The sequence below is a fragment of the Flavobacterium lipolyticum genome (genome assembly GCF_020905335.1).
Lineage (GTDB): Bacteria > Bacteroidota > Bacteroidia > Flavobacteriales > Flavobacteriaceae > Flavobacterium > Flavobacterium lipolyticum.
Map to the genome: position 1 here is coordinate 1949734 of NZ_JAJJMN010000001.1, position 16471 is coordinate 1966204.

General features: G+C 35.9%; 15 protein-coding genes. All 15 read right to left on the reverse strand.

Features of this window, described 5'->3' with window-relative positions; all coding sequences use genetic code 11:
- Positions 1-22: 22 nt before the first annotated feature.
- The 15 genes from flxY to LNQ34_RS08685 all read right to left on the reverse strand — a co-directional run bounded on the left by flxY (position 23) and on the right by LNQ34_RS08685 (position 16470).
- The gene (gene flxY / locus LNQ34_RS08615; RefSeq protein ID WP_229999258.1) at positions 23-1318 is read right to left on the reverse strand and encodes a flexirubin biosynthesis putative acyl-CoA ligase FlxY; all 1296 of its coding nucleotides are present in this window, start codon (positions 1316-1318) and stop codon (positions 23-25) included.
- The gene (locus tag LNQ34_RS08620; protein WP_229999260.1) at positions 1315-2982 is read right to left on the reverse strand and encodes a C45 family autoproteolytic acyltransferase/hydrolase; all 1668 of its coding nucleotides are present in this window, start codon (positions 2980-2982) and stop codon (positions 1315-1317) included. The genes flxY and LNQ34_RS08620 overlap by 4 nt, the downstream gene beginning before the upstream one ends.
- Positions 2983-2988: 6 nt before the next feature.
- Complete coding sequence (locus LNQ34_RS08625) at positions 2989-4506, reverse strand: phytoene desaturase family protein (protein ID WP_229999261.1); 1518 nt, start codon at positions 4504-4506, stop codon at positions 2989-2991.
- Entirely contained in the window at positions 4503-8189 is a 3687-nt protein-coding gene (locus LNQ34_RS08630; protein WP_229999263.1) for an MMPL family transporter, read from the reverse strand. Before LNQ34_RS08630 ends, LNQ34_RS08625 begins: the two co-directional genes overlap by 4 nt.
- Positions 8190-8323: 134 nt before the next feature.
- Positions 8324-9511: a DUF2062 domain-containing protein gene (locus LNQ34_RS08635; protein ID WP_202700948.1), complete on the reverse strand. Its 1188-nt coding sequence runs from the start codon at positions 9509-9511 to the stop codon at positions 8324-8326.
- 18 nt (positions 9512-9529) lie between these two features.
- Positions 9530-10015: a hypothetical protein gene (locus LNQ34_RS08640; RefSeq protein ID WP_229999265.1), complete on the reverse strand. Its 486-nt coding sequence runs from the start codon at positions 10013-10015 to the stop codon at positions 9530-9532.
- A 2-nt stretch (positions 10016-10017) separates the two neighbouring features.
- Complete coding sequence (locus LNQ34_RS08645; protein ID WP_229999267.1) at positions 10018-10389, reverse strand: ApeI family dehydratase; 372 nt, start codon at positions 10387-10389, stop codon at positions 10018-10020.
- Positions 10390-10396: 7 nt separating this feature from the next.
- Positions 10397-11011: an outer membrane beta-barrel protein gene (locus LNQ34_RS08650; protein WP_229999269.1), complete on the reverse strand. Its 615-nt coding sequence runs from the start codon at positions 11009-11011 to the stop codon at positions 10397-10399.
- Between the two features lie 8 nt (positions 11012-11019).
- Entirely contained in the window at positions 11020-11652 is a 633-nt protein-coding gene (locus LNQ34_RS08655; RefSeq protein WP_202700952.1) for a porin family protein, read from the reverse strand.
- A 37-nt stretch (positions 11653-11689) separates the two neighbouring features.
- Positions 11690-12325: a flexirubin biosynthesis protein LolB2 gene (lolB2, locus tag LNQ34_RS08660; RefSeq protein WP_229999271.1), complete on the reverse strand. Its 636-nt coding sequence runs from the start codon at positions 12323-12325 to the stop codon at positions 11690-11692.
- Positions 12291-12917, reverse strand: a complete 627-nt coding sequence (lolA2, locus tag LNQ34_RS08665) for a flexirubin biosynthesis/transport protein LolA2 (RefSeq protein ID WP_229999273.1) — start codon at positions 12915-12917, stop codon at positions 12291-12293. Before lolA2 ends, lolB2 begins: the two co-directional genes overlap by 35 nt.
- 118 nt (positions 12918-13035) lie before the next feature.
- Positions 13036-13812: a polysaccharide deacetylase family protein gene (locus LNQ34_RS08670; RefSeq protein ID WP_229999274.1), complete on the reverse strand. Its 777-nt coding sequence runs from the start codon at positions 13810-13812 to the stop codon at positions 13036-13038.
- The gene (locus LNQ34_RS08675) at positions 13809-14876 is read right to left on the reverse strand and encodes a beta-ketoacyl synthase N-terminal-like domain-containing protein (protein WP_229999276.1); all 1068 of its coding nucleotides are present in this window, start codon (positions 14874-14876) and stop codon (positions 13809-13811) included. Before LNQ34_RS08675 ends, LNQ34_RS08670 begins: the two co-directional genes overlap by 4 nt.
- Complete coding sequence (locus tag LNQ34_RS08680) at positions 14867-16069, reverse strand: beta-ketoacyl-[acyl-carrier-protein] synthase family protein (protein WP_202700957.1); 1203 nt, start codon at positions 16067-16069, stop codon at positions 14867-14869. Before LNQ34_RS08680 ends, LNQ34_RS08675 begins: the two co-directional genes overlap by 10 nt.
- Positions 16070-16212: 143 nt before the next feature.
- Entirely contained in the window at positions 16213-16470 is a 258-nt protein-coding gene (locus LNQ34_RS08685) for a phosphopantetheine-binding protein (protein ID WP_017496902.1), read from the reverse strand.
- Position 16471 lies beyond the last annotated feature (1 nt).

Below are 16471 nucleotides of genomic sequence, written 5' to 3' on the forward strand. Positions count from 1 at the left end.
GAATCTCAGTATCTTAGCAACTTTAAACCGTAACTCGGTAATCAAAAAAACGAATAGGTTTTCGGCTCATAGGGTTAAAAACCAAAGGATTCAACGCTTCTTTTGGAGCGAATTCAATTTTTGGGGTTACTCTTAATTTGGCTCTGAAATGATCTTTGATCTCCTGTAAGAATTCAGGAGTCTGATTTTTCACGGCTATTTTTATCAGGATCTCATCGGTTCCTAAATCGTTGGTAGAGATCTCGATAATATGATTTTCGATATTGTCAAAACCACTCAGAACATCATTCATCGCAGGCGGATAAAGTGTTGTACCTTTGTATTTGATCATTTGTTTTTTGCGGCCAACCACCGGACCAACACGCAAGGTATTTCTTCCGCAGGCACAAGGACCGTTGTGTAGTTGTACAATATCTCCGGTTTTAAAACGCAGTAAAGGCATAGCTTCAATACCTAAAGTGGTAAAAGTCAATTCGCCAATTTCACCTTCTTTTACAGGCCTATTATTTTCATCTAAAACTTCTACAATGATCAATTCCGGATGATGATGACCGCCAACACCGTGTTCACATTCGGTAAAAGCGGTGCTCATTTCGGTAGACGCATAAGTGGAGAACAACTTAATATTCCACTTTTCAGTGATTTTGTTTGACAGGGTATTCATTGAAAAATCCTGATTTCGCAAAGGTTCGCCAATACAAATGGCGCCTTTTATGCTGGAGTTGTTGTAATCAATTCCGTGTGCTTCGGCATATTCGATTAATTTCAGTAAAAAGGAAGGAACGGTAATCAGGTAAGACGGTTTGTATTTTAAAATCGAATCCCATTGCAATTCCGGAATTCCGGCACCAACGCGGATTACCCCCACTTTTAATTTTCGCAGTCCCAGAAAATAAGCCAGACCGGCCATAAACTTTCTGTCAATTGTCGTCATCAGTTGTACTACATCACCTTCGGCAATTCCGGCGCAGGCAAACGAAATGGCTTCGTTATAAGCCAGACGATCCAGATCAGAATCGGTTAAACCAAAAGTAACGGGATCACCCAGAGTTCCGGAAGTAGAAGCATAATCAATAATCTGATGTTGCGGAACACATAAAAAATCATCGTTGTACTCTTGTAAATCTTCTTTTGTTGTTACGGGTAAATGCTGTAAATCTTCCAGAGTTTTAATCTTCGAAAGATCAATGTTTTGTCCGGCGAAAAGACGTTTGTAAAAAGGAGAATTTTGACTGATATAGTGTAATAGTTCCGCTAACTTCTGCTCTTGAAAAATTTTAATTTCTTCTAGAGAATTTTTTTCTATTAATGGAATCATTGTAATTTTCTTTTGATTTTTTTTAAATATTTTTCAATGACTGTTTTGTCAGGAACAGTTGTGATTTCTTTTGTTAGTGCTTTTTCAAAATTGGACTGAGAAAGACGGTACTCTTTTTTTTGATAAAAGTACAACCCTGCTTTGTAATACACAACCCAATTATCAGGGTTTAACGATTGGTAATTCGGTATGAATTCAGGACTTATTGTTTCTTTGTTTTTCAGATACGAATCAAATTTGTGGTCTTCGACTCTAAATTTTTGGTAATTTTTATAGGCTATTGTTTCTAAAAAAGGATCTTTCGGAATGTCTAAATTTACTTGCTGTAAGGAAACAATGCGATCTGTTTTTCTTTCTTTAAAAATGGTATCCAGATTATAACACACAAATTCGCCTAATTGATACGGATTTGTGGATACCCAAACTTGTTTTGTAGCAGGTTTAAAGATAACACCGTGATGAGCCATCAGCTGGTTAAGTGCTTTTTCATTACCATATCCCAAACTAATATTATTTAAACCCTCTTTATTTCGAAGAATTTCAGAGGCAATTTTAGGATCGATTTTCGGATTTTGAGAAAAAAGTTCCTTCATCTTTTCCATACGATATTCAGAATGACTGTTGGCCATTTGGAAGCGATTGCGTTTTTCGTTTTTTAAATCTTCTCCCTGAAAATGATTCGAACAAAATAATTGATTGCTGTTTGGAGTCTCGTAAACGTCCATTTTTTGAGGGGTGACTTCAATCAGAACGGCTTTGTTATCTTCGGCACTTCCCACCATAATTGATTCGGATACAAAAACGGCTCTTTTTTTGGCAATAGCAATTGCTTCGTTTATGTTTTTGGCGTGCTGTAATATTTCGCGGGTAAGGATTGAAATGGGTGTTTTGGCAATCAACGGAATTTCAGATTTTCCGGCATTAATGGTAACCGTTAGTCCTTTTTCATTCATTCCGGAAACCGCACCAATCATTCCGGGCCAGGTAATCATCATAAATTTGTGACCTTCTTTCGGATTGATAAACGCCACGATTTTATTTTCTGCGAAAGCATCATTCACATAAAAATCAAAGTTGCGTCCGAGGATTAAATTTCCGTCTTCCGATTTTTCTCCCCATGCTGCAAAGGATGAACAGCCCACTAAAGCCAAATCCTGCAAGGCATGGCCAATATCGTGTGCAGCATGCAGGTACAGACTGCGCTGGTATCGTGGTGCAATGTTATTAAAATCAGGAGAGGTGTATTGTGAAACTCCAAAAATTTCGGTTTGATATTCTTCCGGAACATTCAAATATAGTTTTCGATTGTACCATTTCAGGAAATGGCGAAGGAGTTTCTGCTGAAATTTTGACGGAACGATATCCTGTATTTTAGAGAAGAAAATACGTTCTTGTTTTTTTAAAAGCGAATCTGATAAAGCACCCGTGTTGAGTCCGATTTCTAACGGATCGCCTTCGGCATACAATTCCCAAAGGCCTTGTCTGTTTTTTAAAAGCGAATTTTTTCCGGAAACAAAAATACTGTCCGATAGTTTAGTGACAACAGGTTTTGTCGCATTGTATTTGGCAATCTCAGGCTGGTGTCGCATTGATTTTGATGTTCCGCAAGAGGCCAACATCGTTAAAAAACCGATAAATAAAAAGAATATAATTCGGTTTTTCATAGCTTTTTATTCAGATGCCTGATTGATTTTGTTTACCAAATATTCTTTACCAACAATTTCAGAACAGGTTACCACGGCTCCAATAGTTACTCCGAGAACCCCATGCATGTTGATACTTTGGCCCGTAAGATACAAATTATCCAGTTTGGTTTTTGAGGGAATCAGCGTTTTCATCGGATTATTCGAATCCTTAACATATCCGTACATATTGCCATTGTGCCCGCCAATATAATCGCGATAGGAGAGTGGTGTTGAAGTATGAACGGATTGAATGCAATTTTTGATCCCCGGAAATTTTAGTTCGATTTCGTCTAAGAATTTGGTTGCCTTTCTGGATTTAAATTCTTCGTAACTCTCTCCGCGGTCATTTTCTTCAACGGTAGTGTTAAAAGTATCTGCCCACGGGATTACATCATCGTATTTCATGTAGGTAATAAAAGTCATTCCTTCTGCCCATTCTTCCTGTTTTTTGGAGGTATTCATTGAGGCCATAAAGCCTTTTGGCCAGGAATCATCATCATAGTTATGAGCGGTCCAGACTTCGCTGCTTTTCTTAAAATGATAATGGTTATGATTGATGTATTTAAAAGTTTTCGGTTTAAAGACAATGTACAGACTAAACGCCGAAATTACACCTTCAAGACTTTGAACTCTACTGTAAAATGATTTTCGGAAGTGTTCCTCACCGGTCATTTTAAGAGTTGTTTTAGGCTCTATGTTTGAGATAAAATAAGTACCGGAAACATTGGTCCCGTCCTTCATGTTTACCGAAGTTACTTTTTTATTTTCAACATTAAAACGGGTAACTTCTTTGTATTTGTAAAATTCACCACCATATTTTTTAAGCTGTTTTAAAAGCTGCTTGGTAATCTGACTTCCGCCATTGATGCAGCGCCACGAACTTTGAATATAGGAATTTACAGAAAGTGCATGAACATAAAAAGGTGTTTTGTCGGCAATTCCGGCATACAAAAAATTAGAACCGGCAAGAACAGCTTTCAGTTTTTCATTTTGGGTGCATTCATCGATCGTCTGTTTGGCGTTTAAGCCTAAGATTTCATTATCGTATTTACCTTCCCATTCTAAATTGTAGAGCGGAAAAGATTCGCAAATTGTTTTGATTCTTTTGCAGTACTCCTCAATACCGGTTTTTTCTTCCGGAAAAAAATGTTCCAATTGAGAGGTAAAATTAGCGTAACCCTGTGCATGAGGATATTCGTTTTGATCGTCTTCAAAAGAGATGATGTCAAAACCGTTATCGTCCATTTTTTTGAGGTTAAGATGCTCCATAATGCCCAAATAGTTGAAATATTTGTACAAATTTTGTCCTTTTTCTAAGCCTCCGATGTAATGAATTCCGGTATCAAAAATGGTTTTGTCACGTACAAAAGTCTGGAGATTTCCACCATACTGATTGTTTTTTTCAAGTACGCAGACGCTATAACCTTCTTTGGCGAGAATAATCGAAGAGACTAATCCACCCAATCCACTGCCAACAATTACAACATCGTAATGTTCTTTCATGCTCCTTTTTTCTTTAATACAATTATACTGTTATCTTCAAAAACACATTCAAAATCAAATGTAATCAAAGTGTTTTTTAAATCAGAAGGATTGAGCAAGATTACCGTAGAAGTTAGAGAAATGATTTTTTCAAGATCATTGGCTTGATTTTTATCGGAAATCAAAAGAACATCATATTGATTTTGCAAAGCCGGTTCAAGCGTATCTAAATAAGAGATTTTTCTTTTTTTGAGGAAATAATTGGTTTTTGAAATCGCTCGTTTTTCTTCGTCAAAATTAAACGAAGTTATTTTTCGCTGAGGCTCCTGCAAGCTTAGTAACACATCTAATTGTCCATAATCATTGGATAAATGGAGTATCCTGTCTTTTGCCGAAAGCTGTTTGTTTAAACGATAATAGACTTCCAGATGCTCTTTTAAATCGCTCTTGACGTTATGGATGATTTCCATTTCTTTATAATCGAAACTGTGTAAAATCATTTTTTTGAAGTAGTCCGGACCTTCTAATTGTTGACGGATTTTGTGGTACTCTTCTTTGAAAAAAGCACTCATTTGTTTGGTTCTCTCAGCATAATTTTTTCCGAAAGAAGCGTTGTCCGGAGAAATTCGTTCCAGAATTGAAATCGTAAGATGGCTGTGATGAATGACAAAATCGCCTTTTGGAATCGCTTCTGAAGCTCCGTGAATGACCACAGGAATAATATCCAGATTAAATTCCTCAGCCAGGTAAAAGGCTCCTTTATGAAAACGTTTGACCTGATTGCTCTCAGAACGCGTTCCTTCTGGGAAAATCATTAACGAATACCCTTCGTTTACTTTTTGGCGCAAATGTTCCACTCCGCCTTCAATTCCTTCCGAAACCGGATAAAAACCTGCTTTTCTAACGGTACCGCCAAAAATAGGAGAGTTGTACACCCAGTCGCTTACTAAAAATATAATTTTAGGGCTCAGCATTCCCATTGCCAAAATATCAATAAACGAAGAATGGTTGGCAATAATAATGGCCGGTTTTTCGAAGGTTTCCCCAAATTTATTCACGACCTTTTTATGAATAAACGGATTGGAATACAATACCGATTTCATGAATTTTGAGATCACGTATCGGAAGGCTTTCATTTTTGTTTTCTCCTTAATCGGCAGCAACGGCATAATCGTGATACTGAAAAGCGACATCAAGATTCCGCCCATACCGTAATAGAAAAAAGAGATGACACCGTGTATAAAAGTGCGTAAGACAAACGGAGGATTTCCTTTTTTTGAACGGTTTGAAATGAATATTTTAAAAAGAATAGGATAGAAAATAAACGTAATAATAAGGGCCGCAAAAACCCCGATTAGTGACACTGATGAAATAGATCGCAAGGCCGGATGCTTAGCAAAAATCATTGCACCGATTCCTAAAATAGTGGTGATTACGGCAAGAATAATAGAGGTTCGATAAATAGCAATTTCGTTTTTCCCGGTCGTGTATTCTTTTTGAAGGGCGCTGGTCATAAAAATACTGAAATCGACACCATGACCAAAAATCAGGGTACAGACGATCAAGCTGAATATATTCATCTGAAGTCCAAAAACACCCATAATCCCAGCCGTAACAATTCCCGTTAAAGCAATTGGAATACAGCTTACAATAACCAATTCCAGTCTTCGGAAAAAGAAAAATAAAATCAGAATCACTGCTATAAACGAATAATTTACCAGTGTGTTGAAATCGGTTTTTAAAGTACTGAAAAACGTTTCATTCATCTGTTGGCGATCAATTGCAATCAGATTTTGTTTCGTCTCAGTTGATTTTACGAAAGAATCTCTTTGTTCAGGACTCACTTTTACGAGAGTAGAAATGGTGAAGAATCCGTTTTTTTCGGTTACAAATTCTTTCAGCTGTAAAGCCTGTATTTTCAAATATTCCTGTGCGGAAATGGGTTTGAAATTGAAATTCAAATGCTCAAAAAAAGCGGTGTAAGTAGTAGGTTTAAATCCGAGTTTGGAACCTTCGGCAATTAGTTGGGTTTGTAGAAGCTGTTTTTTGTTGGTGTCCCAAAACGAATTCCAGCGATCGATTTTTTGCTGTTGCTCCTTTTGCGAAAGCATAATACCGCCAACAGAACTAAAATTCAATATTTTGCCGTTTTGTTTTTCTTTTGATAAATCGGAGAACAGGGCAGTGTTATTTCGTAAAACCTCTTCCATACTATTTCCGTAGGCTGCGATATAGATAGTTTTGGAGGTTAGGCTAGTGCTTTCTTCCAGATCTTTTTCAGCCGCTTTTATTTCTGTCGGAATAAAATTCAGTTGTGACAAATCGTTGTTGAACCCCACATTCTTATAAGTAAAGCAGGAAACAATAACTATTAAAACACAAAAACCAATCAGAAATTTGTTGTTGTGAAAGGAAAAATGAGCCAGTTTATCAATCACATTTTTCTTGTGTTCTACGTTATTTCCTTTCGGTTTGTAGAGATGCGGAATAATTAAAAGAGAGAAAAATGCAGAAGCCATTACGATAACGGCAGCGAAAATCCCCAAGTCATTTAAGGCATCTGATTTTACAAAAAGCAGGCACAAAAAGGCAACAGCCGTTGTTGAACTGCTCATGATTACCGGCATAGTAATGTCTTTGTACAAGGTTTTTATATCGCTGTTGTGCTTGTAGTGTGTGAGAATATGAAGGGAATAATCAATGGTGATTCCCAATAAAATAGAACCAATTCCTAATGAAATAGCAGAAATTTGTTCTTTTACAAAATATAAAAAGGCGATGGCAAACAAAGCGCCAAAAACAGTAGGAAGAAAAATAATTATCGGAATCAATACTTTTCTATAAAACAAAATCAAAATGAGCATCAGTGTAAACATCGCGATTGATGTGGTCAGGATGATATCACTCTTAATTTGATTGGCATTTGCGACTGCGATCAGGGCGGAGCCAAAATAATGAATCGAGGTTTTGGTTTTGAATTTCTGATTCAGATTGTCCTGAATGGATTTCAGTTTTGCTGCGAAAATGGTATTCTGTTCGGTTTCGCTTGAAGGAAGATTTGAGGTAATAAAAAGAAGTAATTTCTTTTTGTCTTTGGTCACGACAAAACCATTGTCAAGCGTAAAATCGTCACCAATATTTAATTGCTGTAATTTTTTTAAAGCGATAAAGGAGATTCCTAACGGATCCTGTAAAATAAAATCTTTCGTGATAAATCCGGATGGAGCGATAATTGATTTATAATTTCCCTGAACTGTCGCCGCGATACTGTCTTTTTGAAGTTTACTTTGCAGGACTTCGTAATCTTTATTTTCCAGGAAAAGAGGCAGATTGCGGTAGACGAAATCAATGGTTTCCTGAATATTTTCTTCGTCAATTTTTCCCTGAATACCGCTTACATAGGGCTTGCAGGACTGAGTGACACTGTCTGAAAAAGCAGTTGCCATTTCTTTTAGATCGTCTTCGGTTCCGTTTTTATCGAGTTTGAAAATAACCGTAGTTTTATCAGCAAAATTAAGCTGTTTAAGCACTTTTGCCGTGACATCTGTTTTATCATTCGTGGGAATCAGTTTGGTGATATCCTCTTCAAATTTAATTTGAGAGGCAAAAAAGCCAAAAACAAAAAGGATCAAAATAGCCAGAATAACCGATAAAGATTTTCTTCGGTTTACAAATAGATGAATGGCGTAGAAATATTGATGCATGTTTATTTAGTATTGTTTTTGCTTACAGTTTTTTTCGCCACGAATTTCACGAATTTTCGCCAATTAAATTGTGCTAATTTGTGAAATTCGTGGCTAAAAAAATCCGTTTAATTCTTTCAATCTGTGGCAAAACATTATGTAATCTTTGTTTTGTTCTTCGCGCTGAAAGCGGTTAAAAGTAAATAACTTACCAGACCTGCTGAGAGCGCTAAAACGGATGCTAAAATAAGACTTCCCACGATATATTGTGTTGCATTTTTTTGAATATCATCGAGTGTAACCGAACCATTTGCAGTTAGCATAACATCGTTTGAAACAAAGTAACTTCCCATTTTTAAAGATCCGTAAATAACAAAAGGAATGAAAGGCGGAAAACTCACATTTGAAGCTAAAAAAGCAATCACTTTGTTAAGCTTAAATAAGGTAGCAAAAGTTAAAAGCAAGATGGTTTGGAACCCCCAAAAAGGAGAAATTCCGATAAAAATTCCCAAAGCAATTGCTGCCGATTTTTTAAAATTGGAATCACTACTTTCTAAAATGTCTTCCAAAAAGAATTTTTTAAAACCTTTTTTTTTTGCTTTTCTAAAAAAGTCTCTGGGTTTGATGTACAGCAATGCCCAAATGACCAAAACGGTATTTAATATGCTGATGCGGGTAAAGTCTTTAAACGGACGAAAATGAGAAACACGTTCAGCAGGATCGTACAAAATTTGAACAGGAATATTTTTAACCACAATACCTTTCCAGGCAGAGCGAACAATTACTTCAATTTCGAATTCAAACTTATTGGTATAAAATTGTTTCGGAATGAGTTTCAAAGGATACAGTCGGTAACCGGATTGAGTATCGTCGAGTTGAATTCCGGTTTCAAATTTAAACCAGAAATTAGAAAACTTATTTCCGAAACTGCTCTTTTTAGGAACATTTTCCTGAGTCATATTTCGGCTCCCAATCAATAAAGAATTAGGTTGGTTTTGAATCTCGGCAATAAAATTCGGAATATCGGTAGCAAAATGCTGTCCGTCTGAATCAATTGTAATCGCGTATTCAAAATCTAATTCGATTGCTTTTCTGAAACCATTTCGTAAGGCTCTTCCTTTTCCCAGATTTTTAGGATGATGAATCTGAGTGTATTGCGAATAGTGTTTCAGAATTTCAGAAGTTTCATCGGTCGAACCGTCATTAACAATAATGACATTTGAAGTGAAATCTAAAACAGAATCCAACACTCTTTTCAATGTTTTGTGATTATTGTACGTGGGTACAATCACACAAAAATTTGTAGCGTTTAGTAATTCCTGCTGTGGTAAAGTAGGTATCATGAGTTTTTTTTCCTTTATCTACTTCACAAATTGTTTCTCTTTCTCAGAGAAACTCTTTGATTGTAAAACAAAGTTTTTTAGATATTCTTTTAAAGCAGCACTTTGCTCTGCGTAATGCTCGGTGAGGTATTTTCTGTCTTCTTTAATGTTTTTTCTATAGCCGGTAATTCCAGGAACGTTCTCCTGAATACTCAGCCGAATCATTCTCATTTCGATATTATTGGGATCATTTTTTATAGTGGCTTCCAATAATTTTGCGCCTTCTTTAAAACGATCCATTTTATCTTTTAACCGGTTTTTAAATTTCGAATCCAATAAAATAGAAGCCGCTTTATAGGCTACCAGAATTTTATCATCGTTGGCAGAAATACCAGAAAGTTTTTCTGAAAATTCTTTAGCGTTTGCTTCTGATTTTGTGACGTCGGCATACATTTTTCTGATGCTGGACAAATCCGGAGTACTCACAAAATGAACCCATAAAAACAATGACAATACTAATTTCATAGTTATATTTTTTTGTACACATTGCTCAGTTTCAGCGCAACGGTGTCGTTAAAAAAAGTGGTGTTTTTCACCTTAACCAAATCTTCTTCTGTTGTAACAATATCAAGTTCTAAGCGTAATTCCGGATTTACTTCGGGATTGATTAGCGCCATAAATTTCACATTGGAAAGTGTCTGCATGATCAAAGTACTTTTGGTGATAGACTCCGTAAGTTCTTTAATAATCTGAATCATGCAAACTCCAGGCATAATCGGATTGCCCGGGAAATGACCTTTGAAAACGTCGTGTTTTTCATTGATCAGAATCGAAATTGTGTATTTAGAATCTCCTGTTTTTTCTTCGGAAAGAACTTTGTAAAAATCTTTTAAAACCATATTTTTTTTATTTGCCAAAAGGATAAGAAACACCTATTTGAAAACTAACATTTGTATTATAATCTCTAAACCAATAATCATTATTGTTACCGTTGCTGCCGTAATAATCACTATCAAGAACATCCACAATTCCTTTTTTGAAACGAGCCTCAAAAGTCAATCCGGAAGGTAATCTATAACCAATACCCATTATAAAAGCCAGATCAATATCTGATTTTTCATAAAGCAAGTTGTCTTGTAATCTAAAATCTAAAGTGGGCCCAGCCTGAAACTGAAAGCCATTTTTTAAAGTAAATTTATTGACTACAGCAATGGAAAGATAATCAATTTCTAAATCTTTCGAACTCACAACATCATTGCCATTATTATAACTGATAAAAGTTTTAACGTTACTCGCTCCTTGCTGGCTATACGTGATTTCCGGTTGTAAAGTGTAAATTTTAGTCAATTTGATTTCACCAAAACCTCCAATATAAAAATCAGTTTTATAGTCGGAACGTGTATTGGAGAATGTAGAAAAAGAAGCTCCTGCTCTCAGACCAGGTTTAAAGGTAACTTGTGCCTGTGAACTTGTTACGGCAAACAAGGCCAATACGATAATTATTAAATTTCTTTTGTTCATGATTTAAATTATTTTACTTTGAACGTGTAACTAATACCAATCTGGAAAACCTGATTTAAAGTAATGTCATCATAATAGCGTCTGTTATTATCATTATCATAATCATATCCGTCGTAGCCATAAATATCAACTAATCCTTGTTTCAATCGGGCTTCAAAAGTTAATCCGTTTGGAAGGGTATATCCAACTCCGCCAACAATAGCAAAGTCAACATCAACAGGGTTCTCGCCAAATTTGTCAAAATTATCATTGGTTTTTAAATCTATTGATGGTCCTGCTAATACGTGGAAACCTTTTCCTTTAAAATTAAATTTAGCCACAGCTCCAAGTGTAAGATAGTTGATTTCGGCTTTCTGGCTTCTGCGACGGGAAGTATTGTTGTCAAAATCTAAATAAGACAAACGAATATCAGCGCCTTGTCTGGAATAATTTAACTCGGGCTGCAGCGTAAAATATTTATTGAATTTTATAGCCATTAACGCACCCACATAAAAATCAGATTTTGAACTGCTATTCCCCGGCATATTACTTAAATCCGATATATTTAAACCTCCGCGTAATCCCGGACTAACCTTTACCTGGGCATTTGACGTTATAACTCCAATACATAAAACAAAGGCAATTACGGTTATTTTTTTCATTTTTGGTTTGATTTAAGTTTAGGTTTAGTTTAAATTTTTACTCTGATTTCAAATAATTTAATTCAATTTTCAGCTTAATATTTTGATGATTAATCAAAATTTTCTCCGCAAAAATATTGTTTTCTGAACTAAATGTCAGTGTAAATTTTTCTTTTGTTTTAGAAGACTGAACCACCTTTTCTAACTTTTGGTCTTTTTTGGAGACAAAAAGATAGTTGTCACGTTTTCCATCCTGTGATTTATAGATGTCAGCTGATTCGTTTTCGAATTGTTTTTGAAAGATATAATCTTTTTTCAGCAGCAAGCGAAAATCTTCTCTTAGCGTATTGATAAGGATTTTTCGGTCTAATTCGGATACAATCGAATTGATTTTAAAGTCTCTTTCAGAAATCTCAAAATCCATTAATTTGTTGCCAAATTCTGTTGTAAAAACAATACGATGTGTAGTGTCATTGATTTTTTTGGCGATGAAAATTCCAGACATTTCATGGCCGTAAACCGTAATGTTGGTTTTATACACGTAATCGGTTTTTGAATCTGCGAAATAAGGGACCTGATAAGACGTTCGGTCTAATTTTTTAGGAGTATAGTTTTTTGTGACAGAACCACAAGAAACCAGAACAATTGCAAGGAAGCAATTAATTATTAAAAACTGAATCGTCGATTTTTGCATTGATCACTTTATTTTTAAGTACAATTCGGGTATAATCTTCAGAGGATTCTAAGAGTTTTACCTGAACGACAGTTGCTTCTTCTTTGTCGAAAGTCAGTTCAATTTGTTTGATGTATTTTTTTAAAGTGGCATCTTTAGGAGCAAACTTAGCGATATTCTGTCCCTTTGATTTGAAATAAGAAATGACAAACTCCTTATCGTCAAACATATTACCGCTTACGCTTCCGACAATCAATTTGTTGATTCTGCCAAAGATTTTGCTGTTGCCAATATCAACGGCACTTTTCTTCCCTTCGTCGTTAATCAGGATTTTCCCGTTTTTAAAAACAATGCTGTAATTGTATGGTTTCTTGTATTGCCATTGTAATAAAGAAGGTTCTTTAAAAACCATTTTTCCCGAAGTCTCAATATCTTTCGATAAAAAGTCCAAGTGTTTGTACTGAACAAAATCGGTACTCAGGGTTTTGATTTTTTTGGAAACTACATTTACATCCTGCTTGAAAGCATTAATTTCGGCATCAGACATTTTTTGTTCCTGAGCCAACAAATTGCCTGAGATAAATAAAATTAAGAGTGCTATTTTAGTTTTCATATTTATTACGAATTGTGCTTTATTAGTTTGCCACAGATTAAAGGATTTTCGCAGATTAAAGTATTAAAATCCGTTTTTTATCCACGTCTTCGCGTAAGCGAATCAGCTTCATCCGCGTTCAGTTTTCATAAGCTTTCAGATTCAAAAGTTCTTCGGTTGAAATTACTTTATAATTGTTTTGCTGCAAAAATTGCAAAAACTGTTCCAGTACTAAAACAGAGTGTACTCCTGTGTCGTGCAAAAGTACAATTCCTCCCGGAGAAATACGTTTTATGATTCGTTTGAAAATTAAACTTTGGTTGGTTGTGCCACCGTCCAATGAACGAATATTCCACCCAATTACTTTGTGGCCGGTACGTTTTAAAGCTCTTCGGATGGAGGGTGTCGTAACCCCGTAGGGCGGGCGGAAAAAATTTATTTTTTTGGAGGTGTACTTTTCTAAAAGAGCATCCGTTTTCTGAATTTCAGTCGTGATTTTTGTAGCATTGTAAAAATCAAAAAAAGGAGAATGGCTGTACGAATGATTGCCAACCAAATGTCCTTCTGCTATAATTTGTTGTACGATTTCAGGATGAGTTTCGATGTTTTTTCCGATGCAGAAAAAAGTAGCTTTGACCTCATATTTCTTTAAAAGAGTCAAAACTTCCGGAGTAAAAATAGAGGGTCCGTCATCAAAGGTAATCGCAATTTTCTTTTGGGTTTCCAATGAATTATTGCAGTAAGCTTTTACATGATAATTAGAAGAAATTACAGCAGAGCCCACAGTATTTATGCCTAACCAAATTAAAACAATTGCGATAAACCATGCTCCGTTAATTGCTGTATAGAGATTCAGAAGAAGCAGTAGCAGCAATACAAAGAGAAAGAATAACGAAATGTTTTTATGCGTTATCATTTTGAAAGTAACGTAAAACTATGGTTTTTTCCGTTGAGCTGATTGTACAATAAAATCGTATTATAAGCCGGTCTTTCGACTGAATTTACTTTTATAATTTCAGGGATTTCCTGAGTTTTTAAAATTTTAGACGCCATCCATAAAGCAAAAGCCGAAGCGGTATCGTATTCACCACTCAAATGTTTGTAATACAATTGCGGAGTTTGAGCGAAGTCCTTTTGGGTTAGATTTTTATAATAATTTTCAAAATCTGCATTACCGTCAAATCCTAAAATCAAGGCATCGACATCTGAAATTTCTAATTGATTGGATTTCAAAAAAAATCTGATTGCGGCTTCAATTTCATTTTCTTCCAGTGTATTTAGTATGGCAATGTCCAGTACTTCAGCATAGGTAGTCTCTTTTCGTTCATTTTCCAGAACAAAAAAACTGGCACCTTCTCCGTAAACGGCACCGCCTGTAGTAGCCTCTAAAAGGTTGTAGGGTTGCTGGCCGTCTGGTTTGATACGTCCTGACAATTTAAAAAGCGCAGTAGTGTAATCACCATTTTCATCCACACCGCCCACAAGAACAGACTGTACTTCTTCTTCCTCAATTTGCATTTTAGCATCTAAAAGTGCCGATTCAAAAGAGACAGCTCCATTGACATAGGTAAAATTGTAACCGTTGCATTTTTGCAACAACGCAATTTGAGCGCCAACCGTATTATGTGTCGACTGGATGAATGAAGTTGGTGTTAAGAATTGCTCATTATTATCGAGGATGTTGGTCAGGAATTTTTCAGAATCTTCAATACATCCTAATCCTGTTCCGGTAATAATGGCATCTACATTTTCAAGTTGTGCATCTTTCATGGCAATTGCCGAGGCCACGATTCCGTTTTTCACACCTTTTGCCATTCTTCTTATGGCAGCAGGAGAAATATAATCCTTGTAAACCGGCGGAACGATTTTAAGTACATTCTCGTCGAGGTTGTGTGTGGCTTCTTCTAAAAAAACAGTATCAAATGTTTTTTGAGTCGAAATACAACCTATTCCATTTATATATGTTTTTTTTAATTGCATTTTGAGAAGATAAGAGTGGAACAGTTTCCTCCAAACCCAAAAGAGTTAGACAGAACATGTTCAATATTTTTATTCTTTAAAGTCGTTTGCGGTTTTAAGTCAAACTCTTCCATTGGAGTTTCAAAATTCAGATTGGGGTAAACCACATTATTCTGAATCGCCAGAACGCTGTAAACAGCTTCAATGGCGGCAGCAGCTGCCAAAGTATGTCCTGTATAAGGTTTTGTCGAACTAAAATCGGGTACTTTTTCATCACCGTAAATTCGAAGTATAGCTCTTCCTTCAGACAAATCATTGTTGGGAGTAGCTGTTCCGTGCACGTTGATATAGTCAATTTCACTTGGTTTTAAACCCGAAACGTCAAAGGCTTTTTTCATGGCCAGGTAAGCACCATCTCCATTTTCTGAAGAAGCCGTTTGGTGAAAAGCATCATTGGCATTGCCATAACCTGAAACACGGGCCAGAACTTTTTTGTTTTGTTTCTGAACGACTTCATCGGATTCTAAAACCAGAAAAGCGGCTGCTTCACCCAGATTTAGTCCTTTTCGGTTGTTGTCGAAAGGTTTGTTGTAATCGTCAGATAAAATCATGAGGGTTTTGAATCCGTTGATCGTAAATTTTGCAAGAGCGTCAGTTCCGCCAACAATTACGCGGTCCAGTTTTCCGGATTTTATAAGTCTTGCTCCCAACATAATTGCGTTTGCTGCCGATGAACAAGCCGTGCTTATAGTGGTTACAATTCCTTTTAAACCTAACTCGTCTGCAATTTTTTCGGCTACATCGCCAGCATCATGACAAGTAATGTATTTGACAAGTTCAGGATGTTTGAAATAATCGTAATAATGCTTTTCGGTCATATCCATCCCACCCACGCTTGTCGCCGAAATGAGCCCGGTTCTGAATTCGTTTATCGCCGTGATTCCGGCATTTTTAACAGCCTGTTTCGCTGCAAAAGTGCCAATCATAGCAGTCCTCGAAAAGTTATTATCGGGAGTAAGTTCTAATTCCTGAACCAATTCATCATTAGTTTTTTTAATTTCACCTACCTTATTTATAGCAGCGTGAATCGTTTCAATGTTTTCGATACGCGTTACCGCAACTTTATTTTCGATTAACGAAATGTAATTTTCTTCGACTGAATTTCCAATCGAGGAGATAATTCCCATTCCGGTTATTGCAACACCTTTTTTCATTTAGATTATTGGATTGTTGGATTGTTTGGATTGTTGGACTATTCTTTTTGGCTCATAAAAGTTTTAAAAACTATTTTGAATTAGATTTTTGAATATTTTCATTTAAGAAATCTAAAAGTCTAATAATCCAACAATCTAAAAATCTATTTAGTTCTGTTAGCGCTAATGTACGCCGCCATCGTTTCGATGGATTGAAAAATGGTTTTTCCTTCTTTTGGGTCTACCAGTTTAATTCCGTAATCTTTATCTAGAATCACGATTAATTCAAGCGCATCAATGGAGTCTAAACCTAAACCATCTCCAAACAAAGGATCGTTATCTGCAATATCTTCGATCGCGATATCTTCAAGGTTTAAAGTAGTAATGATTTTGTTTTTTAATTCTTCTTTTAATGCTTCCATG